This window comes from Pseudomonas sp. Sample_16 (assembly GCF_004307665.1).
Taxonomy (GTDB): domain Bacteria; phylum Pseudomonadota; class Gammaproteobacteria; order Pseudomonadales; family Pseudomonadaceae; genus Aquipseudomonas.
Genome location: NZ_RCOB01000095.1, coordinates 13616 through 37500, shown reverse-complemented (window position 1 = coordinate 37500; position 23885 = coordinate 13616). Strand labels below are relative to the sequence as shown.

23 protein-coding genes and 1 pseudogene are annotated in these 23885 nt (G+C 59.0%); 17 read left to right on the top strand and 7 right to left on the bottom strand.

Translation table 11 applies throughout. The features are described 5' to 3' along the window. Positions 1-109: 109 nt before the first annotated feature. Both D8U69_RS13770 and sohB read right to left on the bottom strand, forming a co-directional pair. Positions 110-415 carry a hypothetical protein gene (locus tag D8U69_RS13770; protein ID WP_130907499.1) on the bottom strand — a complete coding sequence of 102 codons (306 nt, stop codon included), beginning with the start codon at positions 413-415 and terminating at the stop codon, positions 110-112. 193 nt (positions 416-608) lie between these two features. After that, positions 609-1631, bottom strand: a complete 1023-nt coding sequence (sohB, locus tag D8U69_RS13765) for a protease SohB (protein ID WP_130903439.1) — start codon at positions 1629-1631, stop codon at positions 609-611. 201 nt (positions 1632-1832) lie between these two features. Between sohB and D8U69_RS13760 the strand changes: the two genes are divergently transcribed. The 5 genes from D8U69_RS13760 (at position 1833) to D8U69_RS13740 (ending at position 6279) form a co-directional block, all read left to right on the top strand. Then, positions 1833-2543 (top strand): histidine phosphatase family protein, encoded by a 711-nt coding sequence (locus tag D8U69_RS13760; RefSeq protein WP_130907498.1) that lies wholly within the window; start codon positions 1833-1835, stop codon positions 2541-2543. A gap of 79 nt (positions 2544-2622) precedes the next feature. Continuing rightward, positions 2623-2937: an SCP2 sterol-binding domain-containing protein gene (locus D8U69_RS13755; RefSeq protein ID WP_007987439.1), complete on the top strand. Its 315-nt coding sequence runs from the start codon at positions 2623-2625 to the stop codon at positions 2935-2937. 141 nt (positions 2938-3078) lie between these two features. Beyond that, positions 3079-3942, top strand: coding sequence for a LysR family transcriptional regulator (locus D8U69_RS13750; protein ID WP_056852830.1), 864 nt, complete (start codon positions 3079-3081; stop codon positions 3940-3942). A 106-nt stretch (positions 3943-4048) separates the two neighbouring features. Continuing rightward, the gene (locus tag D8U69_RS13745; RefSeq protein ID WP_130907497.1) at positions 4049-5194 is read left to right on the top strand and encodes an SRPBCC family protein; all 1146 of its coding nucleotides are present in this window, start codon (positions 4049-4051) and stop codon (positions 5192-5194) included. Further along, on the top strand, positions 5191-6279 hold the full coding sequence (locus D8U69_RS13740) for an SMP-30/gluconolactonase/LRE family protein (RefSeq protein ID WP_130907496.1): 1089 nt from the start codon (positions 5191-5193) through the stop codon (positions 6277-6279). Before D8U69_RS13745 ends, D8U69_RS13740 begins: the two co-directional genes overlap by 4 nt. 54 nt (positions 6280-6333) lie before the next feature. On the opposite strand, the gene D8U69_RS13735 is transcribed toward D8U69_RS13740, so the two are convergent. Beyond that, complete coding sequence (locus D8U69_RS13735; RefSeq protein WP_056852833.1) at positions 6334-6567, bottom strand: DUF465 domain-containing protein; 234 nt, start codon at positions 6565-6567, stop codon at positions 6334-6336. Between the two features lie 242 nt (positions 6568-6809). Between D8U69_RS13735 and D8U69_RS13730 the strand changes: the two genes are divergently transcribed. Then, on the top strand, positions 6810-7328 hold the full coding sequence (locus tag D8U69_RS13730; protein WP_056852834.1) for a DUF4142 domain-containing protein: 519 nt from the start codon (positions 6810-6812) through the stop codon (positions 7326-7328). Positions 7329-7388: 60 nt separating this feature from the next. Here D8U69_RS13730 and D8U69_RS13725 read toward each other — a convergent pair whose 3' ends face one another. Then, the gene (locus D8U69_RS13725) at positions 7389-7613 is read right to left on the bottom strand and encodes a hypothetical protein (RefSeq protein ID WP_130903445.1); all 225 of its coding nucleotides are present in this window, start codon (positions 7611-7613) and stop codon (positions 7389-7391) included. Between the two features lie 262 nt (positions 7614-7875). On the opposite strand from D8U69_RS13725, the gene D8U69_RS13720 reads away from it, so the two are divergent. Genes D8U69_RS13720 through D8U69_RS13695 form a run of 6 tightly spaced genes read left to right on the top strand, consistent with a single transcriptional unit; the run spans position 7876 to position 13303 of the window. Then, a complete protein-coding gene (locus tag D8U69_RS13720) occupies positions 7876-8727 on the top strand; it encodes an STAS domain-containing protein (protein ID WP_130907495.1) in 852 nt (283 codons plus the stop codon). Positions 8728-8731: 4 nt separating this feature from the next. Next, positions 8732-9094, top strand: coding sequence for an STAS domain-containing protein (locus tag D8U69_RS13715; RefSeq protein WP_056852837.1), 363 nt, complete (start codon positions 8732-8734; stop codon positions 9092-9094). Then, positions 9091-9495 carry an anti-sigma regulatory factor gene (locus D8U69_RS13710; RefSeq protein ID WP_056852838.1) on the top strand — a complete coding sequence of 135 codons (405 nt, stop codon included), beginning with the start codon at positions 9091-9093 and terminating at the stop codon, positions 9493-9495. Before D8U69_RS13715 ends, D8U69_RS13710 begins: the two co-directional genes overlap by 4 nt. Next, entirely contained in the window at positions 9486-10502 is a 1017-nt protein-coding gene (locus tag D8U69_RS13705) for an ATP-binding protein (RefSeq protein WP_177336553.1), read from the top strand. Before D8U69_RS13710 ends, D8U69_RS13705 begins: the two co-directional genes overlap by 10 nt. Then, complete coding sequence (locus tag D8U69_RS13700; RefSeq protein WP_130903447.1) at positions 10495-11370, top strand: ATP-binding protein; 876 nt, start codon at positions 10495-10497, stop codon at positions 11368-11370. Before D8U69_RS13705 ends, D8U69_RS13700 begins: the two co-directional genes overlap by 8 nt. After that, on the top strand, positions 11360-13303 hold the full coding sequence (locus D8U69_RS13695; protein WP_056852840.1) for a response regulator: 1944 nt from the start codon (positions 11360-11362) through the stop codon (positions 13301-13303). The genes D8U69_RS13700 and D8U69_RS13695 overlap by 11 nt, the downstream gene beginning before the upstream one ends. A gap of 126 nt (positions 13304-13429) precedes the next feature. On the opposite strand, the gene D8U69_RS13690 is transcribed toward D8U69_RS13695, so the two are convergent. The 3 genes from D8U69_RS13690 to D8U69_RS13680 form a co-directional block, all read right to left on the bottom strand. Next, positions 13430-16063 carry an excinuclease ABC subunit UvrA gene (locus tag D8U69_RS13690; protein ID WP_130907494.1) on the bottom strand — a complete coding sequence of 878 codons (2634 nt, stop codon included), beginning with the start codon at positions 16061-16063 and terminating at the stop codon, positions 13430-13432. 40 nt (positions 16064-16103) lie between these two features. Further along, positions 16104-18215 (bottom strand): PAS domain-containing hybrid sensor histidine kinase/response regulator, encoded by a 2112-nt coding sequence (locus tag D8U69_RS13685; RefSeq protein WP_130903450.1) that lies wholly within the window; start codon positions 18213-18215, stop codon positions 16104-16106. Between the two features lie 238 nt (positions 18216-18453). Next, the gene (locus tag D8U69_RS13680; protein WP_130903451.1) at positions 18454-19143 is read right to left on the bottom strand and encodes a GntR family transcriptional regulator; all 690 of its coding nucleotides are present in this window, start codon (positions 19141-19143) and stop codon (positions 18454-18456) included. Between the two features lie 141 nt (positions 19144-19284). On the opposite strand from D8U69_RS13680, the gene D8U69_RS13675 reads away from it, so the two are divergent. From D8U69_RS13675 to D8U69_RS13655, 5 genes and pseudogenes are all read left to right on the top strand, one after another. Beyond that, the gene (locus D8U69_RS13675; protein WP_056852843.1) at positions 19285-20370 is read left to right on the top strand and encodes an ABC transporter ATP-binding protein; all 1086 of its coding nucleotides are present in this window, start codon (positions 19285-19287) and stop codon (positions 20368-20370) included. Between the two features lies 1 nt (position 20371). Then, entirely contained in the window at positions 20372-21289 is a 918-nt protein-coding gene (locus tag D8U69_RS13670) for an ABC transporter permease (protein ID WP_056852844.1), read from the top strand. Further along, positions 21286-22074, top strand: coding sequence for an ABC transporter permease (locus D8U69_RS13665; RefSeq protein ID WP_056852845.1), 789 nt, complete (start codon positions 21286-21288; stop codon positions 22072-22074). Before D8U69_RS13670 ends, D8U69_RS13665 begins: the two co-directional genes overlap by 4 nt. 17 nt (positions 22075-22091) lie before the next feature. After that, on the top strand, positions 22092-23150 hold the full coding sequence (locus D8U69_RS13660) for an extracellular solute-binding protein (RefSeq protein WP_130907493.1): 1059 nt from the start codon (positions 22092-22094) through the stop codon (positions 23148-23150). Between the two features lie 156 nt (positions 23151-23306). Next, a pseudogene (locus tag D8U69_RS13655) lies at positions 23307-23885 on the top strand (cytosine deaminase); the annotation flags it as partial.

Genomic DNA, 23885 nt, shown 5'->3' with positions numbered 1-23885 from the left:
GCAGATAGCACTTGTAGGAGCGGGCTCGCCTTGTCCACCGTCACCCATAAATAAGTCTTGATGATGTTGATCATCAAGACCTTACTTGAACTTCGCTTCTAAAGAAGGGTTAAAACGCGACTTGCTGCAGTCCTCTTTTCTGAATGGCATATGCCAATGCAGCGACATCTTCAAATAACGTACCGTTCAAACTTCCCCAGTTTGCACCTACGATGAAAACCTTGAAGTCCGGCTTCGACGGACTGGGCTGATGGCGCCTGATAAGGGTGAACAGGATTTCACCATAGGATCGATGGACAACCTTGTGATCCTTTTTGGGCCGTAGATCGATAAGAAACATGGACTCTTCGGGCAATAGCTTTACAAAAAGAGCTAAGTCATCCGGATTACCATTGTATTGAGTGCTTATTTCCATTGTGCAACTTCCTTGCTGCTGATTAGGGAAAGCCGATTCTAATCAATGCACCTGACAAGTAAACGCCATTAATAAGCACAAAATATTTATTGGACTAGAGATTCTAATACTTAACTAACGCACTCAACTTTCCGCCCAAAATAAAACCGCAGCTAACGCTGCGGTTTTATTGAGTGCCGGTGTAGCTCATGCATTACCAGAATCGATTTTGTGTCAGGCGTCCCCACACGTTCATCAGCACACGCTCCACCGAACCACTGGCCGCCATGCCAATGCGTTCCTGCAGGCTTTTGCGTTCGGCATAGTGCAGGTGATAGAGCTCGGACTGCTTGGCACGCTCGGCCAGGTATTCGTCGCTGGTCTTGAGTTCGTCCACCAGTTGCTTGTCGAGCGCCGCGACACCCAGCCAGATTTCGCCAGTGGCGACTTCGTCGATGGCCAGTTGCGGGCGGTAGCGTGATACGAAGTTCTTGAACAGTTGGTGAGTAATGTCCAGGTCTTCCTGGAACTTCTCCCGGCCCTTCTCGGTGTTTTCGCCGAACACCGTCAAGGTGCGCTTGTATTCACCGGCCGTCAGCACTTCGAAGTCGATGTCGTGTTTTTTCAGCAGGCGATTGACGTTGGGCAATTGTGCCACCACGCCGATCGAACCGAGAATCGCGAACGGTGCGCTGATGATCTTCTCGCCTATGCACGCCATCATGTAGCCGCCGCTGGCTGCCACTTTGTCGATGCACACGGTCAATGGCACGCCGGCTTCACGGATACGCGCCAGCTGCGAAGATGCCAGTCCGTAGCTATGGACCATACCGCCACCGCTTTCCAGACGCAGCACCACTTCGTCTTTCGGGGTGGCGAGGGTCAGCAGTGCGGTGATTTCATGGCGCAGGCTTTCCGTGGCCGACGCCTTGATGTCACCGTCGAAATCCAGCACGAACACCCGTGGTTTGGCCTCGGGCTTTTTCTTCTGTTTTTTCTCGGTCTTGGCTTCGACCTTGCGCAAGGCTTTGAGCTGATCCTTGTCGAGCAAGGTTTGCTCCAGGCGTTCACGCAGCCCTTTGTAGAAATCATTGAGCTTGCTGACCTGTAACTGCCCGGCCGATTTACGTCGACCTTTGCTGCGCAAGGCCGCAAAACTGGCCAGGACCACCAGAATGGCGATCACCAGGGTCACAGTCTTGGCCAGAAAAATGGCGTACTCGGAAAAAAACTCCACAGGGACTCCTCAAACGATGCGCGACATCTACGCGCGCGGGATGCCTCCAGCATACCCATGCGCCAGCCTTGCGACCAGCCGTGAAACCTCTGGCAACACGGCTGGAACGAGCATTTCAAACAAGCGTATGTTTTTTCATTGACAGCTCACCGCCATCCTCATAACCTCGCCAAACCTTCAACGTACCGGGATGACGCGGACGTGGGCAGCATCTATTTGATTCGACATGGCCAGGCCTCCTTTGGTGCAGACGACTATGACGTCCTGTCGCCGACCGGTATCCGTCAGGCAGAAATCCTCGGCCAACACCTGGCCGAACTCGGTATCAGCTTCGATCGCTGCATTGCAGGCGACCTGCGTCGCCAGCAGCACACGGCCAACAGCGCCCTGGAGCAATTTGCCGCCGTAGGGCTGCCGGTTCCCATACTCGAAACCGATTCCGCATTTAATGAATTCGATGCCGACGCAGTGATTCGCGCGTTGTTGCCCGCCATGCTGCCGGACGAACCCGAAGCCCTGAACATTTTGCGCAACGCGGCGCAAAACCGCGGCGAATTTCAGCGCATTTTCGCCCTGATCATCGAGCGCTGGCTGGCGGGCACCTACGACACGGCGGGGCTGGAAAGCTGGCTGGGTTTTGTCGAGCGTGTACAGGCCGGCCTGCACCGGATCCTCGAACAGGCCGACAACACACAGAAAATCGCCGTGTTCACCTCCGGCGGCACCATCACTGCCCTGCTCCATCTCATTACGCAAATGCCTGCCAAACAGGCTTTTGAATTGAACTGGCAAATCGTCAACACCTCGCTCAACCATTTGAAGTTTCGTGGTCGCGAGGTGGCTCTGGCTTCCTTCAACAGTCATGCGCACCTGCAACTGCTGAAGGCCCCGGAACTCATCACGTTTCGCTGAGTCCGGACTATTGTGACCCTGGCTGTAATCACCCAGCTCTAATTACCCTGCTCTATCTATCAGAAAAAAGGATCAAACCATGACCTCCGTAGCAGATGCAGTACAAGCAATGAAAGCCAAGTTCAACCCAGCCGCTGCTGCCGGTCTGGACCTGGTCTTCGGTTTCCGCATCGACGACACCAAGAACTTCTCCCTGATCGTCAAGGACCAGACCTGTGAACTGCAGGAAGGCGAGAACCCGGACGCCCAGGTCACTCTGGTGATGGACGGCGAAACCCTGGAAGGCATCGTCAGCGGTGAAACCGACGGCATGCAAGCGTTCATGGGCGGCAAACTGCGCGCTGAAGGCGACATGATGCTGGCGATGAAACTGTCCGAGCTGTTCCCAAGCTAAGCATGTCGCTCCCGGCTTTTCGGGAGCACGCCTGGCTACAAACGAATCCCGCCCTGGTGGCGGGATTTGTCGTTTTCGGTGCCTGTAGCCTGCGCACAATTACGCTCTTACAATGCCTGCACTCTTCGCACCGGCCGCCCCATGGACATCGACCTAGCCCGCACCTTCCTGGAAATCGTCCGCCACGGCAGCCTTGCCGCAGCCGCCGAAAAACTTCACGTCACCCAGACCGCAATCACCGCCCGAGTGCAGAAACTCGAAAGCCAATTGGGCAGCACCCTGTTCGTGCGCAATCGCGCCGGCGCCCGGTTGACGCCCAATGGCGAAGCCTTCGTGGTGTACGCCAACCAGTTGGTGGAAACCTGGGCAGCGGCGCGGCGCGATCTACCATTGCCCGAGGGTTACCACGATGTGTTGCATATCGGCGGAGAGGTCAGCCTGTGCAACCCGCTGATGCTCAGTTGGGCCGCTGAACTGCGGGAAAAAATCCCCGGCCACGCCCTGCGCATGGAGATTCGTGACGGCGAAAACCTGCTGCGGCAGCTGGAACTCGGTGTGCTGGATGCGGCGCTGGTCTACCAACCCGAGTACTGGCCGCGTCTGCAAGTCGAGCAGATTCTCGAAGAAAAACTCATCCTCGTCCGCCATCCTGCGCGTCCTGACCCTTACGTGTATATCGATTGGGGTCCGGACTTCCGGCGCCAGCACGATGCGGCGTTACCGGAGAAAGCCAAGGCTGCGCTGAGCTTCAATCTTGGCCCGCTGGCCTTGCAATACATTCTGGAAAACGGCGGCAGTGGCTATTTCCGCACCCGCGTCGTGCAGAGCTATCTGGAAAGCGGCGTGCTGGAGTCCGTCGCGAAAGCCCCGGAATTCAGTTATCCCACCTACCTGGTCTACTCCCGTGATCGCGACTCGGAAACCCTGCAACAGGCTTTCGATCTACTGCGCGAAGTGATCAAGTCCGATGACGACTGGTCGCAACGCTGGAACCCGCTGACGTGAGTCCGGTTTGCACCGGATCATGGCCGTTGTGTCCTCAAGGTTCGGCGGGACAACCTGTCGAAATCGTCTAATCTGCTGGAGATAATAAAAACGACAGGTGATTGCAGTGAGGCAGACCACCGAAGCATTCCGCAGCCGCTACCGCGCCGACATCCACCCCCGCTACAACCCTTGGTTACATGGCATTTTTGTATTGTTGTTCGGCATGCTGGCCATCGCCATGTTCTGGACTAGCGTGCACCAGGTGCGCCCGCTGCAATGGCTGGCGGTGCCGTTGACCCTGCTGGCGTTCAGCTTTGGCGTTTACATCGTGCATCGGCATCTGGGGCATCACAAAAAAGCCTTCGCACGGATGTTCTATGCCCGCCATGCCGGCGACCATCACAGCTTCTTCGCCCCCGGGCACATGACTTACGACAACGCCCGCGACTGGCGGGTGATCCTGTTTCCCGCATGGCTGATCGTGTTACACACACTGGTGATCACCCTGCCCCTCTGGTGGCTGCTCAAGCAATTTGACGCCAACGTCGCCGGCCTAGTGGGCGGGTGCATGGTCCTCGGTTATCTCACCTATGAAGTGTTTCATGCCTGCGAACATTTGCCGCCGCACAATCCGCTGACACGCCTGCCGTGGATTCGTCAGATGCGTCGCCTGCATGAACTGCACCATCGCCGCGAGATGATGCAGGAGCGAAATTTCAACATTGTTTTTCCGTTGATGGATTACCTGTTCGGCACCCTTTACTGGGAACCGGAGCAGGCCTCCCCGTACCTGACGAGAACAGCCATGACCCGCATGCAGCACCAGATCGAAATTGCCGGCAACCCCATCGAGGTTCTCGCCTACGCCAGCACCGTGAGCCTCTGGCCGCAGTGGCATCCATCATCGTTGAAGATCAATGGCCAGAAAGGTTCGTTGCATGCCGGCGCCCGGTTCGAAGAAGACATCCGTGCCGGTGGCCGCGACGGGCATTTGCGTTGGGTGGTCGACGAGTATCTGCCGGGACGGCGTTGGATTGCCCGGGCTGATGGCGACAATGGACTGTCGCTGGTGGTGACTTACGAATGCGAGGCCCAAGGCGACAGCACGCGGTTTATCCGCACGCTGGAGTATCAATTCAGTGGTCTGGCGATGCGCATTGCCAATCGGTTGCTGCTCAAGCGGCGAATAGATCACGAGTCGGCGGCGTCGATGCTGGCTTTGCGCGAGATGGCACAAAAGCACCTGGCACAATCAGGAGTCGGCGCGTGAGTCGATCGATCAGGTTCCACCATTGGGTGTTGCTGCTGATCGTTGCCATTGGCGGGTTCCTGCTGCTGATGCCGACCAAGGTGCAACCGGTGGCCTGGACGCCGTCACCTGCTCCGCCCCTCACCACAGGTGTCTACGCCGACAATCAGCGCCTCAAAGGCATCGAGCGCGTGGGCGCAGTGGACATCGACGGCCCGGAAGCACTGCTGCTGGAAAATGATGCACTGATCAGCGGTTTGCATGACGGCCGCGTCATCCGCACCAGCCTGGATGGCAAGATCACCAAAATGCTCGCCGATACCGGTGGCCGACCATTGGGGCTGGCCCGCCATCCAAATGGCTTGCTGGTCATCGCTGATGCGGTCAAAGGCTTGCTGTCGCTCGATGCGCAAGGTCGACTGGTGGCGTTGACCACCGAGGCCAACGGTGTGCCCTTTGGTTTCACTGACGACGTGGTCATCGACAAACCGGGGCACTTTGCTTATTTCAGCGATGCTTCCAGCCGCTTTGGCTATGGCAAGGATGGCGAGGCAATCATCGAGCATGGTGGCGACGGTCGATTGCTGCGTTATGACTTTCAGACCGGTAAAACTTCGGTCCTGTTGGACAAACTGGAGTTCGCCAACGGCGTGACGTTGGGTCCGGAAGATGCCTACGTTCTGGTCAATGAAACGGGCGCCTATCGCATCAGCCGCTATTGGTTGACCGGACCGAACGCCGGTACCCACGAGATATTCATCGACAACCTGCCGGGCTTGCCGGACAACCTGTCATTCAATGGCCACGATCGCTTCTGGGTGGCGCTGTATGCACCGCGCAACGCTCTGCTCGATGCCACCGCACCTCACCCGTATCTGCGCAAGATGATCGTGCGAGCCATGACGATACTGCCCAAACCCGTGGAAAAACGTGGTTTTGTGCTGGGTCTGGATCTGCAAGGCAAGGTCATCGCCAACCTGCAGGACGGCAGCAGCGGCAACTACTCCCCGATTACCACAGTGCGCGAGTATGGAGACTGGTTGTATTTCGGTTCGCTGAAGGCCAGGAACATGGCGCGTTTGCCCTTGAGCAGCGCACTGCAATAACGCCGGAACAATGCGGGAGCGAGCAACCTCGCTCCTGCAACTCTTAAATCGTGATCAGGTCCGCGACTGCAGCTGTCTGACGATTTTGTCCTTGACCTCCAGGCGCTTGGCCTTGAGCTTCGTCACCGCATCATCGCTGGATTTGGCTTGCTCGGCCTTCACCACCTCGGCGTCTGCCAGGGAATACTTGTTGATCAGTGAATCCAGTAACGGATCCTTGGTGCGTTTCTGCTGGATTTCTTCCTTTGTGCAACTCAGATCCTGAAAAAGGTCGTGTGGCACCGGCATGGAACACCTCCGTTTGTTAATCGGCAGCGAACGCGACTGATTGCGCTCGCCAACTATCAGAATGGCCTCGGTTGGACGGTTCTGTCGACCACCTGTCAGACCAGCGGCGTCCGTTCGTCGTCCTGTCGCAAATGCGATAAAACCTTTGCCGGTAAATCCGCCTCCACAGCTTAACGATCACTGCGGATCGCCCATCAAACCTGACCTTGAAACCTGACCTTGAAACCAAGCGGAGAAAACCAATGGACGGATTCAAAATGCGCCACCTCGCCTTGGTCGTAGCCCTGAGCACCAGCATGGGCGCGGCATTCGCTGCCACTTCCAATGATTTCGTCGACAAAGCCGCAGCGGGTGGTATTGCCGAAATCGAAACCAGCCGGCTGGCGCTGGAAAAAAGCCAATCGGCGGACGTCAAGGCATTCGCCAACATGATGATCACCGATCATGGCAAGGCCAATGACGAACTGGCGGCCATCGCGAAGAAAAACGACATTGAAGTGCCAGACGAAACCACCTTGGTAAAGCAGGCCAAGGAAAAAATCCTCGACATGCGCGATGAATCGTTCGATGCGGCCTACGCAAACAATCAGGTCAAAGCCCACGAAGAAACCATCGAACTATTCAAGAAAGAAGCAAATACGGTAACGGATGACAAAACCAAAGGCGCCGTCGAACTCAAAGGCTTCGCCCAGAAAATGTTGCCGGGACTGCAAAAACACCTGGATATGGCGAAGAAACTGCAAGCTGCGCATGCCAAGTAAATGATCGCAGCGCAAAAAAGAAAGCCGCACGTTAGATGCGGCTTTCTTTATTTGCGGATTTCAGCCGCCATCGGTGTCGATATCGGCATCGGTGTCATCGCTGGGTTTTGGGCGGTCCGGGTTGGGTTTGAAGCCCGGGCTGAACTCATTGTCGTTATCGGTATGGCGGTTTTTCTGGTCAACCGCGTCATCGCCGCTTTGCGGCTGCGGGGTGTTTTCCACGGGTTCGCCAAGGTTGTCGCTTTGCGGTCGATCCTTTTGCGGCGTTATCGATTGGTCTTTCATGGTTACGTCCTCGTCACTGCATCCGCGCGGCCTGACTCAATAGCCGAGCCTTGAAGTTTCGAAGTCGGCTGAGCTTCAGGGTTCCTTCGGAGCACTGATTCTCCGTGAAAAACTACCGAAACGGCCTTCGCCGACTAAAGTCCATGTGCCGAAATGAAAAAAAGCCTTGGAAAACCAACAACTATTTCATCCGGCAAAGGTCATTCAACTGCGCCGGTCATTTTTTGGGGAGTCGGCGCTTAAACTCAAGGAGTAAAGTCTCATGGCGGCACTGCAATCCACCACGCTCGATGCAATGAAAAAGAACTCGGCACAATTGCTTGCCCAATGGACAAACGACCTCGAAACCAGTGGTGCCACACGCAATATCAAAGTCCAGGACCTGCAGCAGCAAACGTCGCAGTTCCTCGAGCTGATCATCTCGGGCCTGCAGAGTGGCAACACCCAGAATATCGCCGCCCCGGGCTGGGACGACATTCGCCAGTTTCTCGAAAAACTCTCCCATAGCCGTGCCCTGCTGGGCCACGACTCTCAGCAGACCGCCAGTTTCATCTTCGCCTTGAAAGGGCCGTTGTTTGCCCTGCTGCAAAATCACTATCAGGACAGTCCGGCGCTATTGGCCGAACAGCTTCTGGAAGTCTCCGAACTGCTCGACGCCCTGGGCCTGCACACTATCCGCACCTTCCAGAAATCCCGCGAGGCGGTGATCAAGCGTCAGCAGGAAGAACTGCTGGAACTGTCGACGCCGGTGGTCAAACTCTGGGATGGCGTATTGGCGCTGCCGATGATCGGCACCCTGGATTCGCAACGCACTCAGGTGGTCATGGAATCGCTGTTGCAGCGAATCGTCGACACCGGTTCGGAAATTGCCATTATCGACATCACGGGTGTGCCCACCGTCGATACGCTGGTGGCGCAACACCTGCTCAAAACTGTCACGGCGATTCGCCTGATGGGCGCCGATTGCATCATCAGTGGTGTGCGTCCGCAGATTGCCCAGACCATCGTGCACCTGGGCCTGGACCTGCAAGGCGTGGTGACCAAAGCCAATCTGGCCGATGCCCTGAAACTGGCACTGACCCGGTTGGGAATGACCATCAGCAAGGCGGTGTGAGCTTATGGAGCGCATCCCGATATTACAGATGGGCGACTTCTTGCTGGTGACCATTCAGGTCGACATGCACGACCAGTTGGCGCTGACGCTTCAGGACGACTTGTCCGAGCGGATCAGCCGCACTTCCGCCCGGGGCGTACTGATCGACATCTCCGCCCTGGACATGGTCGATTCCTTTATCGGCCGGATGATCGGGACGATTTCCGGTCTCTCGAAAATCATGGATGCCCAGACCGTGCTGGTCGGCATGCAACCGGCGGTGGCGATCACCCTGGTGGAACTGGGCCTGACCTTGCCCGGCGTCAGCACCGCGCTGAATGTCGAACGCGGGATGAAACTGCTTCAGGAACGAGTACGTGAACAATGATCGTACGCAGCAGCGGCACTCATCCGATTCACATCGAGCAGGACGTGGTCCTGGCTCGGCAACTGACACGCAAGCTGGCCCAGGAATGCGGCATGCGCCTTATCGACCTGACCAAACTGGTGACCGCTGTCAGCGAACTGGCGCGTAACACCATGGTGTACGGCGGAGGCGGCGACATGGACTGGCAGATCCTCGACGACCAGGCCCGTTGCGGCCTGCGCCTGGTTTTTCGCGATGAAGGCCCCGGCATTCCCGACATCAAGCTGGCAATGACCGATGGCTGGACCTCCGGCAGTGGTCTTGGACTGGGCCTGACCGGCGCCAAGCGGCTGGTCAACGAGTTCGAACTCGACACCGCGCCTGGTCAGGGCACTCGCGTGACGATCACGCGATGGACTTGAATATTGGCGGATCGATGACCCAGGTGCTGGTGATCGAAGACAGCAGTCAGATCGGGCACGCACGGCGCACCGCCCAACAACTCGCCGAAAAACATGACTTCGACAGTACCGATGCAGGTCGTGTAGCACTGGTGGCGACCGAGCTTGCCAGCAACATTCTCAAACATGCCACCCATGGCGAACTGCACCTGCGGGTATTACCCCGCGGGAAGAGTACCGGCATTGAAATGATCGCAATAGACCGCGCCAGAGGCTTTGACCTGCAAGCGTGCCTGGCCGATGGTTTCTCCACCGGCGGCACTCAGGGCATCGGGCTGGGCGCCGTTTCGCGTCAGACAGAAGTCTTCGACGTGTATGCAGACTCACGCGGCACCGTGCTGCTGACGCGCTTGTATCCACGCCAGGACAAGACGGCTGATCGCCGCGTCGGCATCAGCCAGCACTCGTTGCACAACGATCCGGCCTGCGGCGATGTCTGGCACCTGGCCTTCGACGGGCCACGCATCAGCGCGCTGGTGATCGATGGCCTGGGCCATGGCGAAGAAGCCGAACGAGCCGCCCGCGCCGGCGAAAAAACCTTCGCACTGGCGCCATTTGCTTCGCCGGTACTGGCGCTGCAAGAAATGCATCTGGCCATGGTCGGTACTCGCGGCGGTGCAATGGCCATTGCGCAGTTCGATGCTGGCAACGATGCGTTGAAATTCGTCGGCATCGGCAATATCGGCGCCTGCCTGATTGCAGCGGACAAGTCTCGCGGACTGGCCTCTCATCCCGGCATCGTCGGCGGCCAGTATCGAAAGGCACAAGCCTTTGACTATGCTCAGGTCAACGGACAGTTGCTGATCATGTACAGCGACGGCCTGCAGTCGCGCTGGAACCTGCAGGATTACCCCGGCCTGGTGCATCGCCATCCCGCCGTGATTGCCGCGATTTTGCACCGCGACTTCTGCCGTGGACGGGACGACGTCACGGTATTGGTCATTGCTCTGGAGGCCGCTCATGCCTGACGCACCTGCGACTCAGATTGACGAACAAGCAGCACTGATCGCCCAGTTGCAGGGGGAAGCCGATGCCCTGCGCGCCGAACTCGATGAAACCAACCAGGGTGTATTGGCGCTGTACGCGGAACTCGACACCCAGGCCGAACAATTACGCCAGGCCTCGGACTTGAAAAGTCGCTTTCTGTCGTACATGAGCCATGAGTTTCGCACCCCATTGGGCTCGATCCTGAGCATCGCCAGTCTGTTGACCGATGAGCTTGATGGCCCTTTGAGCGCCGAGCAACACAAGCAAGTGGCATTCGTCAGCAATTCTGCGCGCGAGCTGAGCGATATGGTCGACGACCTGCTGGATCTAGCGAAGATAGAAGCCGGGCGCATCACCATATCGCCGGCCTGGTTCGATATGTTCGACCTGTTCGCCGCGCTGCGCGGCATGTTTCGACCGATTGTCGACGCGACCGCCGTGGACCTGATATTCGAAGAACCGGTGGGACTGCCGCGCCTGTACACCGATGACAAGAAACTCGCGCAGATCCTGCGCAATTTCATCGCCAACTCGCTGAAATTCACCACCCATGGCGAAGTCCGGGTCTCGGCACGCCTTGAAAACAGCTCCCACGTGCGTTTTGCCGTCAGCGACACCGGAATAGGTATCGCTCCGGAGCTACATGGCGCATTGTTCGAAGACTTTTCCCAGGTCGATTCACCGCTGCAAAAGCGCCTGCGCGGAACCGGGCTCGGGCTGTCCCTGTGCAAACGCTTCGCCGGTTTGCTGGGCGGCGAAGTCGGCGTCCAGAGTACGCCAGGCACGGGCTCGACCTTTTACGTGATCATCCCGCTGGCGATCGCCACGGAGTACACCGATGAAACGTGACCTTCGCTTATTGATTGTCGACGACAATGTCGCCACCCGCTACGCCCTGCGTCGACGCCTTGAGCGCCATGGCTATGAAGTGCTCGAAGCCGGCACCGGCAACGAGGGCCTGGAGTTGATCGACAGCGTCAACTTCGATGCATTGATTCTCGACGTCAATCTGCCGGACATGAGCGGGTTCGACATCGTGCGCAAACTGCGCTCCGATCCCGCGACCGCCCTGCTTCCGGTGATCCACGTATCAGCCGCCTCGATCCAGACCGGGGACATCATCACCGGCCTCGACGCGGGCGCCGATGCCTACCTGATCCATCCAGTAGACCCGGACGTGCTGCTGGCGACGCTGCGCACCTTGTTGCGGGTGCGCGAAACCGAGAATGCGCTACGCGAAAGCGAGGCGCGTTTTCGCGAGATCTTCGTCAACGTGTCGGCGCCTATCGCGGTGCTGGATGCCGGGCTGAAGATCCATGAGTGCAACCATGCCTTCGCCCAACTGACCGTGGACAACCTCGCGTCCGATACACTTCACGAGTGTTTCGCCGACGATCAGGCCTCGATCATCAACGAACTGCGTTTGCGGCTGTCATACGGCGAACGCTGGAAAGGCACCCTGAACATGCGCGTGCAGGGCCAGATCCGTGAAACCGAGTGGCAGATTTCGCCGTATCGCACGCCGCAACTGAGCCTGGTGTTTGTCGAGGATGTCACCGAGCACCGCCATCGCGAGCGCTCACATCTGGCACGACTGGACGACGCCACCACCCAGTTGGCCAAGGAAGTGGCGGAACGCGTGCGCACCGAGGCGCAGTTGTTGCAGGTGCAAAAAATGGATGCGCTGGGCAAATTGACCGGCGGTATTGCCCACGACTTCAACAACTTGCTCACCGGCATCATCACCAGTCTGGAACTGATCCAGAAGCGTGTGGCCGATTCACGCACCGACAAGGTCCAGTTCTACACCGAAGCGGCGTTGAACTCGGCGATGAGTGCAGCTTCCCTGACCCATCGCCTGCTGGCATTTGCCCGGCAGCAACCGCTCGATACAAGGCCAGTGGACATCAACGAGCACATCCGCTCCCTTGAGGAACTGCTGGTGCGCACCATCGGCGAACGCATTGCCCTGAAGCTTGAGCTGACGAGCAAAGCGGCGATTGCCCTGGTCGACCCGATCCAGCTGGAAAGTGCCGTCCTCAATCTGGTGATCAACGCGCGCGACGCTCTGCCACAGGGTGGCAACATTTGGGTCAATACGTATGCCGCGTATTCCCACGGAGATCCCAACCTCGCCGATGGCGCTTATGTCGCCTTGTCCGTGCGTGACGACGGCACCGGTATTGACCACAGCGTGATCGACAAGGTGTTCGATCCGTTCTTCACCACCAAACCGCTGGGCCAGGGGACCGGGCTCGGATTGTCGACCATCTACGGTTTCGCCAGGCAATCCGGTGGCGATGCACACATTCGCAGCGTGGCCCGGCGCGGCACCGAAGTGACCATCATGCTGCCGGCCAGCTCCGACCCTACCTCCAATGAAATCCTGCCCACTACCGTCGACCCGCAAGGGGCGGGCGAACACATATTGATCGTCGAAGACACTCCGTCGGTGCGCATGTTCGTCGCCGAGGTTTTGGTGGACGCCGGTTATCGCTGCACGCAGGTCGCCGAGATCGAGGAAGCCCTGGAGCGCTTGCAGAATGATCAATCCATTGACTTGTTGCTCACCGACGTCGGCCTGCCACGCATGACCGGTCGGGAGTTGGCCGATGTTGCCCGTGGATGGCGCAGTACCTTGCCGATCCTGTTCATGACCGGCTACGCCGAAACCGCAATCAACCGCCAGGTGTTCCTCGGTGACGGCATGGACATGCTGATCAAGCCGTTCCAGATCAAGGAACTGCTGGACAAGGTGCGGCGTACGATCGACGGCACCTGATACGCCTCAATTTAGGAGACCACGGATCTCCTGTAGGAGCCGGCTTGCTGGCGATGGACTCGAGAACAGCGCGGGGAATCAGGCTTGCCGCGTAATCGTTGACGACCATCGCCAGCAAGCCGGCTCCTACAGGGGTAGAGCTCGGGCCAAAAACGGCGCTGTCCGGCTCTTTTTGTTCTTCGCGACTTTCTGCGGCGTCCCTGCCACGACAATCTTGCCGCCCTGATCTCCGGCTCCCGGTCCGATATCGATCACCCAGTCACTCTGCGCGACCACACGCATTTCATGTTCGACAACGATCACCGTATGCCCGGCCGTCACCAGGTTGTTCAACTGTTCCAGCAGGCGATCGACGTCCCGCGGGTGCAGGCCGGTGGTCGGTTCATCGAGCACGTACAGCGTCGCCCCGCGTTGATTGCGCTGCAACTCTGTGGCCAGTTTGATCCGCTGCGCTTCGCCGCCTGACAGTTCGGTGGCCGGTTGGCCGAGACGCAGATAACCGAGGCCGATGTCGCGCAGCACTTCCAGTGAGCGTCGAATTGCAGCTTGCTCGGCGAATACTTCCACCGCCTCGTCCACGGTCAATTGCAGCACCTGGGCAATATTGCGGCCCTGCCAACCGATCGCCAGCGTTTGCGGGTTGTAGCGCGCACCGTGGCACGTCGGGCAAGGCGCATAGACGCTGGGCATGAACAGCAACTCAACGCTGACAAAACCTTCGCCTTCACAGGTTGGGCAACGGCCCTTGGCGACGTTGAACGAAAACTGCCCGGCGTCGTAACCCGCCGCCTGAGCCTCAGGTGTGGCGGCAAAGAGCTTGCGCACGTTGTCGAACAGCCCGGTGTAGGTCGCAAGGTTGGAGCGTGGTGTGCGGCCAATGGGTTTCTGATCGACTTGCACCAGTCGCTTGATCGAATCCAGGCCTGCGCTGACCTGCCCGCCACTGACTTGCGGCGCGTCGTCTTCCAGGCTCAGTTCTTGCGGATCATGGTCGACCGTTGGGCGTCCCAGGTGCGCGCCGACCAGTTCCAGCAGCGCCTGGCTGACCAGACTGGATTTGCCAGACCCTGAGACACCGGTGACCGCGGTGAAGCAACCCAATGGAAACTCAACACTGAGGTCGTTGAGGTTATTGCGCGTGATGCCCTCCAGGCGCAGCCAGTCGCTGGGCTTGCGGCTGGCTTGCGATTGGCGGGTTTTGTCGGCGAACAGATACGCACGGGTTTGCGAGTCAGCAACGTCGGCCAAGCCGGCCGGCGCGCCGCTGTACAGCACGCGACCGCCAAGCTCACCCGCGGCCGGGCCGACGTCGATCAACCAGTCGGCGCGACGCATGGTTTCCAGATCGTGCTCGACCACAAATAACGTATTGCCCGCCGCTTTCAAGCGTTGCAGCGCCTCGAACAGCGCCTCGCCATCCGCTGGATGCAGGCCCGCAGAGGGCTCATCCAGCACGTAGATCACGCCGAACAGTTGTGAGCCCAGTTGCGTCGCCAGGCGCAGACGCTGCAATTCACCCGAAGACAGCGTCGGCGTACTGCGCTCCAGCGCCAGATAACCAAGCCCCAGATCGGTCAGGGTGCTGACCCGTTCCAGCAGATCCTGGGCGATCCTTTGTGCAGCCAGGCGTTTCTCCACCGACAGGTTTGGCGTGTGGCGCACATCCGGGGCGTTGGCATGACCGCTGGCCCCGTGGGCCACGCGTTGTTCCCGGGCCTGGCGGGTCTGGTCGTGAGTCAGCACTTCCCCTGCCTCCTCGCCTTCTTCCAGGTAGTGTTGGGCCGCCACGGGCTTGAGCACTTCAGCGACTTGCAACAAGGGCATCTGCGACAGTTCGCCGATGTCGTAGCCGGCGAAGGTCACCGACAACGCCTCGCGCTTAAGGCGTTTGCCTTCACACAAAGGGCAAGGGCTGCCGAGCATGAATTGCGAAACACGCTTCTTCATCAGCGCACTTTGCGAGTGGGTAAACGTGTGCAGGATGTAGCGCCGCGCGCCGGTGAAGGTGCCCTGGTAACTCGGCTCCATTTTGCGCTTGAGGGCGACCCGGGTTTCTTCCGGCGTAAGCCCGGCATACACCGGCACCGTAGGCGTTTCTTCAGTGAAGAGAATCCAGTCGCGCTGTTTTTTCGGCAGCTTGCGCCAGGGAATATCGACGTCATAGCCCATGGTCACCAGAATGTCCCGCAGGTTCTGGCCCTGCCATGCCAACGGCCAGGACGCCACGGCACGCTGGCGGATGGTCAGGTTCGGGTCCGGCACCATCAGCGCTTCGGTGACTTCATAGACCCGGCCCAGCCCATGGCACTCAGGGCAGGCGCCTTGCGGTGTATTCGGGGAAAAGTCTTCGGCATACAGCATCGGTTGCCCCGCCGGGTAGCTGCCGGCACGGGAATACAACATGCGGATCAGGCTCGACAGTGTCGTTACGCTGCCCACAGAAGAACGTGTACTCGGCGTGCCCCGTTGCTGCTGCAAGGCGACGGCGGGCGGCAAGCCTTCGATAGAGTCCACGTCGGGCACGCCGACCTGATCGATCAACCGCCGCGCATAAGGCGCCACCGATTCGAAATAGCGCCGTTGCGCTTCCGCATACAGTGTCGAAAACGCCAGAGATGACTTGCCCGACCCGGATACCCCGGTGAACACGACCAAGGCATCGCGCGGGATATCGACGTCGACGTTCTTGAGATTGTGTTCCCGGGCGCCGCGCACCCTGACCATGCCGGAGGTTGGGTTGGAGGTGCGCGTTGAAGTCATCGGGTAGCCTTGAAAAGTAAGGTCGCGAAAAAATCCGGTGTCAGCCGTTGAGGACCGTGCGAATCATCCGGGTCAGCGCATCCGGGCTGTAGGGTTTGCTCAGCAGATGGGTATCGGGGCTGAGCTGGTGATTACGCGAGATGATGTCACGGGTATGCCCTGAGGTGAACAGCACCGCCACCGGAGGATTTTGCACCTTGGCCCAGGCGGCCAGGTCCGAGCTCTTGATCAGGCCAGGCATGACCACATCAGTGAAAATCAGGTCAACCGATACCCCTTCCAACAGCATTTGCATGGCGACATCGGCGTTCGCGGCGGTCAGCACCTCATAGCCCTCCTCTCGCAGCAACTCCACCGACGAAGCACGCACCGCGTCGTTGTCTTCCACCACCAGCACCCGCTCGTGTCCGCCACGCTGCTGCACGTCCGGCGTGCTGCTTTCGCTGTCCATCGGACGCAGGCTGCGCGGAAAATAAAGGGCCACCCGCGTGCCCTGGCCGACGACGCTGGACATCTCGATATGGCCGCCACTCTGCTTGACGAAACCGAACACCATGCTCAGCCCCAACCCCGTTCCCTGTCCGTCGGGCTTGGTGGTGAAAAACGGTTCAAATGCCTGGGCGAGCACCTGCGGCGCCATGCCGCCCCCGGTGTCGGCCACGCTGACTTGTACATAGTCACCGGGCACGATGCCTTTGCCGGTACAGAACTCATGGTCCAGGCGAATGTTGTCGGCGCTCAACTCGATCGTCCCCTCGCCTTTCATTGCGTCGCGGGCATTGATCACCAGGTTGAGAATGGCGTTTTCCAACTGATTGCGGTCGACAAAAACCCGCCAGGGCTCAGCGGGCGCGGTCATATGCACCAGGATGGTTTCGCCCAACGCACGCTGCAACAATTCGCCGAGGCCGTCAAAAATCTGCTGCGGCGTACAAATCGCCGGGGAAAGCGGTTGACGACGGGCGAAGGCCAACAGCTGCGAAGACAATTTTGCACCGCGCTCGACAGCGGCAAGCGAGGAATTGACCCGACGTTGCACGTTGACGTTGTCCGGTTCGTGGCGCGCCAGTAAATGCAGGTTGCCGGCGATCACCTGCAACAGGTTATTGAAGTCGTGGGCCACGCCACCGGTGAGACCGCCAATGGCTTCGAGCTTCTGCGACTGGCGCAACTGCTCCTCCGCCACCAGCCGCGCTTCGACTTCATAGGCCACGCGCTGCTCCAGATCCCGGGTGAACTTGAGCAAGGATTCTTCGGCGATCTTGCGTTCGTGAATGTCGATCAGCACACCGGGAAAACGCAAGGGCTGATCCTGTTCATCGAACTCGCAACAACCGCTGGCCAACACCCACAGGAAACTGCCGTCAGGACGCAACACCCGGTATTCGGCGTTGAAAGGCGAGCCGGTCTGCATCGATTGTTTGACTTGTTCCTGAACCCAGGCGAGATCGTCGGGATGGATGCGCGCTTCGGCAATTTCCTGCGGCAGGTTGTCCAGGCTCTGCCCGGCAGGATAGGAAAAGGTGCGGGCAAAGCGATCATCGCCACTCAACACGTTGGACTTGATGTCCCAGACAAATGAGCCGAGCAAGGCTCCGGCATTGAGTGCCAGACGTACCCGTTCGTTGTCGGCGCGATAGGCATTTTCCGCGGCTTGGCGCAGACGCTCGGAAATCACCAACTCGGTGGTTTCCACCACCATGGCCATGACCCCGCCGGGGTAACCGTCATCGTTGGCGACCGGGCTGTAATAGAGATCCAGCCAGACGTCTTCCGGCACACCGTCGCGCAGCAATACCAGTTCCTTGTTGCGATAGGACAAGGTGCCGCCCGCCAGGCAGGTATCGACCACGTGCCGATTGAATTCGGCAACTTCCGGCCAGCCCAGCTCAACCGGTGACCCCAACAGATACGGATGACGCCCGCCGGCAAACTGCGAATAGGCGTCGTTGTAGATCATGTAGCCTGGCCGGCCCCAGAGCATCACCATCGGCAACGGCGAAGCAAGCATCAACTGCACCGTGCCGCTCAGGCTTTTGGACCAGTTTTCGATCGCGCCCAACTCGGTCCCGCTCCAGTCGAACGTACGAATGCGCTCGGCCATTTCGCCGTTCCAGCCAGAACACCCATGGCTATCTTCTAGAAATTGCATAGGCTGACTCTACGCCCCGGTTACTGCACCCGATTGTTTCGAGCATCGTGCGCGCCATTCGTTTCATAGAGGTATAGCTGATTCTCACGGGCCAACCTCCGGCCCGCAAACGCCTCAATCCCTGTAGGAGCCAGCCTGCTGGCGAAAAATCTCAAGACACTGCGATCAATCAGTCAGGGAACGTTATCGTTGACGTCCATCGCGAGCAGGCTCGCTCCTGCATCGATCTGCGTTGAATTCAAACCTCTATTAAATGCTTGAGCGGGTTGTAGCTGCTCTTCAAGGTCGCGGCCACGTCGAGGATCGCTTTCTCGATGCCATTCAAATGCATGCAGGTCAGTTCGATAGCGGCGCTCTGGTTGCCGGCTTCGATGTATTCGATCAGTCGCAGATGTTCATCGTCGCGGCAGGCTTCATGACTGTCGTCGTCCAGCGCTGCGGCGTACAGAGAAGCGCGGGATATCAGCTTCTGGAACCAATCGAGCAGCACCGGGTTGTTCAGGCTGCGAGCCAGTTTGATGTGGAACTCGCCGAGCAGATGAATCAGCCGTTCGTGATCGCCGCTCAGGTGCGCTTCATCTTCCAGCAACAAGTGATCGCGCAGGTCCTGTGTCACCGCTGTATCGCGCCGCCGACACAGTTCACTGACGATGCCGATTTCGATCAAGCGCCGGGTCTCGAACAGCGAACGGATCTCTTCGTCACTGGGCAGCGACACCGATGCACCTTTATTGGGTTCGGTGGTGACCAATCCGTCAGCCTCCAATTGCTTGAGCGCGGCTCGGACTGACGTACGGCTGACATTAAAAAGCTCGGCCAAGGAAGCCTCGCCGAGTTTCATTCCCGGACGCAACGAACGCTTGCTGATCGCTTCGTAAACCCCTTGGTAGACGCGGTCGACCGTGGTTTCCAGTTTCTTTTCAGTCATTCATCAACTCCTAGCGCCCTGTGCAAACAGCCCTGGCGAAATAACCAGCCATTGAAAAAGGGGCTTGCACCGGCAGGTTAATCCGGGTATTTCTAAATTGCATCCAGATTTTGCATACAATAATTAGAGGAATGCACCATTATGGGTCATCCAGTTGCAATTGAAGTGCGAAACGTCTCCAAACGCTATTCCGACGATCCCGGTCTGGCTCCAGCCCTGGACAACGTCTCGGTCGATATCGCCGACAACGAATTCTTTACCCTGCTTGGCCCTTCTGGCTGCGGCAAAACCACCTTGCTGCGCACCATTGCCGGTTTCGAGCACGTCAGCGACGGTGAAATCCGCCTGGCCGGCGAACCGGTGAATGACCTGCCGCCGTTCAAGCGTCGGGTCAACACGGTATTCCAGAGCTACGCGCTGTTTCCACACATGAGTGTTGCGCAGAATATCGCCTTCGGCCTGGAGATGCAGGGCCTTGATCGCAAACTGATCCCGCAACGCGTCGATGAGATGCTGGCGCTGGTGCAAATGCAGCACCTGGCCAAACGCAAACCGGCCGAACTGTCCGGCGGCCAGCAGCAACGGGTGGCTCTGGCCCGCGCTCTGGCGCCAAAACCCAAAGTGCTGTTGCTGGATGAACCGCTGTCGGCGCTGGATCTCAAACTGCGCAAGGAAATGCAGGTCGAACTCAAGCGCGTGCAAAAAGAAGCCGGGATCACCTTCATTTTCGTCACCCACGATCAGGAAGAAGCACTGACCCTGTCCGATCGCATTGCGGTGATGTCGGCCGGGAAGATCTTGCAGATCGGCACACCGAATGACATCTACGAGCGTCCGCAGCACCAGTTCGTCGCGCAATTCATCGGCGACATCAACTTCCTTCCCGGCCACCTCAAGCGTGGCCAGCAAAATGAAAAACTCTTCGTGCCCAACGGCATGCCGGTTGAGATCCCCTGCCCGGCCCAAGGCTTCGACGGCTCCAGGGTGCAACTGGCGTTTCGCCCCGAGCGCTCGCAACTGGTCGATCCGGCGCAACCGCATCACCTGCGCGGCGTGATCGAGGCCGTGTTGTATGTCGGCACTGCAACCCTCTATCAGTGCCGCCTGAACAATGACATTAAAGTCATGCTGCGCGAGAACAACGAAGGCCTGAACCATGGCCGAGTGGTCGGCGATCGCGTCGCGGTCAACCTGCCGCCCCACGCCTGTCTGTTGATGGAGGCCTGAGATGAGCGTCAGCAGTACTTCTCCCGCCCTCAACCGTGCGTTATTGCTCAGCCCGGTGGTCCTGACCCTGCTGGCGCTGATCGCCATCCCGCTGGGCATCATGGGTTACATCAGCCTGTTGCCGCGCAACGTCTACGGTGGCGTTGACTGGCAGGCCGACTGGCAATTGCAAAGTTACGTGCAGCTGTTTTTCCAGGAGGGTTTCGATGGCGAACTGGAGCTGAACTGGGTCTATGCCCAGGCGCTGATCCGTTCGGTGTTCCAGGCCGGTGGCACCACCATCCTGTGTTTCCTGTTCGGCTTTCCGGTGGCGTTGTGGATGTCGAGCCTGACCCCGCGTCGACGCAACCTGATGGTGTTGCTGATCACCATCCCGTTCTGGACCAACCTGCTGATCCGCAACTACGCCTGGCTGATCATCCTGCGCGAACACGGCTGGGTCGCCCAAGGCCTCAACGCGCTGTTGCCCCAGGCCGGTGGCATCACCCTGCTCTACAACGACTTCGCGGTCAGCGTCGGGCTGGTCTACAGCTTCCTGCCGTTCATGATTCTGCCGATCTACTCGACTCTGGAAAAACTCGACTGGCGCCTGGTGGAAGCCGCTTACGACCTTGGCGCCAATCGCTGGCACGCGTTGCGGCGGATCATCTTGCCACTGTCGATGCCGGGCGTGATAGCCGGCTCCCTGCTGGTGTTCGTGCCGAGCCTGGGCGCATTTATCACCCCAGCGATTCTCGGCGGTGGCAAGACCTTGATGATCGGCAACCTGATCCAGCAGCAATTCGGCACCGCGCGCAATTGGCCGCTGGGCAGTTCGCTGTCGTTCCTGTTGCTGGGAATTCTGCTGCTGTCGCTGGTGCTCTACGCCTTGTATAGCCGCAGCGCCGCCAAAACCCTTCGTCGGGGAGCTACCGCATGATTGCCTTGCACCTGAAAAAACTGCCGCTGACCCGCGAAGTCAGCCTGTTGATCCTGGCCTACCTGTACCTGCCGATTTTCGTGTTGATCGCCTACAGCTTCAACGCCAATCGCTCGGCCACGGTCTGGACCGAATTTTCCTTCGCCTGGTACGGGCGCATCCTGGCCAACCCGTCGATCCAGACGGCGGCGCTGAACTCGATCATCGTCGCCAGCATCGCCACGGTCTGCGCCACCGCGATTGCGCTGCTCGCGGCACTGGCGACTTACCGGCCGTTCTACGGACAGAAAATGGTCGAGGGCGGGATCAACCTGCCGTTGATCCTGCCGGAGATCGTCACCGCGGTCGCCACGCTGCTGCTGTTCATGGCCCTGGGGATCAAGCTCGGTTTGCTGACGGTGATCGTCGCGCACATCGGCTTCTGCATTCCCTTCGCCTATTTACCGATCCGCGCACGCCTGAATGACCTGGACAAGAGTCTGCTGGAAGCGGCCAACGACCTCTACGCCAACCCATGGCAGGTCTTTCGCCGGGTCACGTTGCCGCTGTTGTGGCCGGCGGTGTTGTCCGGAGCGGTGCTGGCGTTCGTGGTCAGCCTTGACGATTTCATCATGACCTTCTTCGTCGCAGGCCCCGGATCGACGACGCTGCCGGTGTACATCTTCTCGGCGATCAAGTCCGGGGTAACGCCGGAGATCAATGCGATCTCGACCCTGATGCTGGTGATTTCCATCGTGCTGGTGGTTCTGGCTTTCTGGCTGGGACAGCGCGGCAAACAACAATGAGCCTGGAGCCTTCTGATATGAACAAGAAAGTCAAAAGCATGCGTTTCGCCGTTGCCGGTCTGGCCTTGAGTTGCTTCACTGCTTTCAGCGTCCAGGCTGCCGAGCCCAAGGAGCTGTTCTTCTACAACTGGACCGATTACTACCCGGTCGAGTTGCTGGCCAAGTTCGAAAAGGAGACCGGCATCAAAGTGACCATGGACGGCTACGACAGCAACGAAACCCTGCTGGCCAAACTGCAGGCCGGTGGCGCGGCCTATGACGTGATCGTGCCGTCGCAATCGATCATGCGCACCCTGATCAACCAGGACTTGCTGCTGGAAATCGACGCCTCGACCCTGCCCAACTTCCAGTACGTCAAACCGGCGTTCCGTGACCCGAGCTTCGACCCTGGCCGCAAGTTCTCCGCGCCTTACCTGTGGGGCACCACCGGGTTTTCCTATGACAGCGCCCGGGTGCCTGGCGGCAAACTCGACGACTCGTGGAAAGAGTTCTTCGAACCGCGCAAGGAATTGCAAGGCCAACTCGCCGCCCTCGACACCTCCAGCAGCGTGATCAACGCCGCCAGCCACTACCTGAACGTCGACGAGTGCAGCGAAAACCCGCAGGACGCCAAACGCATCCTCGAACTGCTGCAAAAGCAGAAACCCTTCCTGAAAATGTACAGCTCGGACAACACCGTCGACCGCATGGCCTCCGGTGAAGTGATCATGATGCAAAACTGGAACGGCTCCACCGCCCGGGCCACCTTGCAGAAGAGCACGATCAAGTACGTCTATCCGAAGGAAGGCCTGGCGATGTTCCAGGACAACTTCGCCGTGCCGAAAAGCGCACCGCATCCCGGCAACGCGAAAATCTTCATCGACTGGATGATGAAGCCGGAAAACGCCGCCGCCGTGTCCAACGCCATCGCCTACGCCAACGGCATTCAGAGCGACAAGTTGATCGACGCCAAATGGCGGGTCATGGACGCCATCAACATGCCCGACGAATTCGCCTCGCGCCTGCGTCCCGAGAAGGAATGCAGCAACAAGGCGCGGGAACTGCAGGACCGGATCTGGGCCAAGCTCAAGGGCTGATCGCCCGGTTTGAAACCGAGTCGCGGCCATCGCTGGCAAGCCAGCTCCCACAGGGTTTGAAGGTGTTCACACGTTTTGTGATCAATGCAAATCACTGTGGGAGCTGGTTTGCCAGCGATGAGGCCCGCGCAAACACCAAAAATTTTGAGGTACGCAATGACCCAACCTCGCTGGCTGCGCAACGTGCGGCCCTACGGTTCGACCGCCTTGGACCTGCTGATCGAAAACGGCCGGTTCAGCCAACGCCGCCCGGCCTCCTCCAGCGAACTGCTGGCGACCGACATCGATGGCCAGAACCAACTCCTGACCCCGGCACTGGTGGAAAGCCATGTGCACCTGGACAAAACCCTTTGGGGCCAACCCTGGCGTCCAAACAGCGCCGGTCCGACACTCAAGGACTACATCGCCAACGAACGGCGCATTCTGCGCGAGGTCACGACACCCATCGCGCAACGGGCCGGCGCGCTGCTGGAAAACTGCATCGCCCGTGGCTCGCTGACGATGCGCTGCCACGTCGACATCGACCCGGAGTTCGGTTTGCGTCACGTCGAGGCCATGCAGCAATTGCGCGAAAAATACCGTGACCTGATCGACCTGCAACTGGTGGTATTCCCGCAAACCGGGCTGATCAGCCGCCCCGGTACGGCCGAACTGATGCGCGAAGCCATGGCCCTCGGCGTGGAAAACGTCGGCGGGCTCGACCCGTGTGGCATTGACAATGATCCCGTCGCGCAA

What these genes read in the sequence shown, in the direction of transcription:
- D8U69_RS13690 (WP_130907494.1), bottom strand. Translation starts at nt 16,063, where the DNA reads ATGACTTCAACGCGCACCTCCAACCCAACCTCCGGCATGGTCAGGGTG.
- D8U69_RS13670 (WP_056852844.1), top strand. Translation starts at nt 20,372, where the DNA reads ATGAGCGTCAGCAGTACTTCTCCCGCCCTCAACCGTGCGTTATTGCTC.
- D8U69_RS13700 (WP_130903447.1), top strand. Translation starts at nt 10,495, where the DNA reads ATGCCTGACGCACCTGCGACTCAGATTGACGAACAAGCAGCACTGATC.
- D8U69_RS13725 (WP_130903445.1), bottom strand. Translation starts at nt 7,613, where the DNA reads ATGAAAGACCAATCGATAACGCCGCAAAAGGATCGACCGCAAAGCGAC.
- D8U69_RS13705 (WP_177336553.1), top strand. Translation starts at nt 9,486, where the DNA reads ATGGACTTGAATATTGGCGGATCGATGACCCAGGTGCTGGTGATCGAA.
- D8U69_RS13755 (WP_007987439.1), top strand. Translation starts at nt 2,623, where the DNA reads ATGACCTCCGTAGCAGATGCAGTACAAGCAATGAAAGCCAAGTTCAAC.
- D8U69_RS13730 (WP_056852834.1), top strand. Translation starts at nt 6,810, where the DNA reads ATGGACGGATTCAAAATGCGCCACCTCGCCTTGGTCGTAGCCCTGAGC.
- D8U69_RS13665 (WP_056852845.1), top strand. Translation starts at nt 21,286, where the DNA reads ATGATTGCCTTGCACCTGAAAAAACTGCCGCTGACCCGCGAAGTCAGC.
- D8U69_RS13710 (WP_056852838.1), top strand. Translation starts at nt 9,091, where the DNA reads ATGATCGTACGCAGCAGCGGCACTCATCCGATTCACATCGAGCAGGAC.
- D8U69_RS13675 (WP_056852843.1), top strand. Translation starts at nt 19,285, where the DNA reads ATGGGTCATCCAGTTGCAATTGAAGTGCGAAACGTCTCCAAACGCTAT.
- D8U69_RS13750 (WP_056852830.1), top strand. Translation starts at nt 3,079, where the DNA reads ATGGACATCGACCTAGCCCGCACCTTCCTGGAAATCGTCCGCCACGGC.
- D8U69_RS13685 (WP_130903450.1), bottom strand. Translation starts at nt 18,215, where the DNA reads ATGCAATTTCTAGAAGATAGCCATGGGTGTTCTGGCTGGAACGGCGAA.
- D8U69_RS13695 (WP_056852840.1), top strand. Translation starts at nt 11,360, where the DNA reads ATGAAACGTGACCTTCGCTTATTGATTGTCGACGACAATGTCGCCACC.
- D8U69_RS13770 (WP_130907499.1), bottom strand. Translation starts at nt 415, where the DNA reads ATGGAAATAAGCACTCAATACAATGGTAATCCGGATGACTTAGCTCTT.
- D8U69_RS13660 (WP_130907493.1), top strand. Translation starts at nt 22,092, where the DNA reads ATGAACAAGAAAGTCAAAAGCATGCGTTTCGCCGTTGCCGGTCTGGCC.
- D8U69_RS13680 (WP_130903451.1), bottom strand. Translation starts at nt 19,143, where the DNA reads ATGACTGAAAAGAAACTGGAAACCACGGTCGACCGCGTCTACCAAGGG.
- D8U69_RS13715 (WP_056852837.1), top strand. Translation starts at nt 8,732, where the DNA reads ATGGAGCGCATCCCGATATTACAGATGGGCGACTTCTTGCTGGTGACC.
- D8U69_RS13735 (WP_056852833.1), bottom strand. Translation starts at nt 6,567, where the DNA reads ATGCCGGTGCCACACGACCTTTTTCAGGATCTGAGTTGCACAAAGGAA.
- D8U69_RS13720 (WP_130907495.1), top strand. Translation starts at nt 7,876, where the DNA reads ATGGCGGCACTGCAATCCACCACGCTCGATGCAATGAAAAAGAACTCG.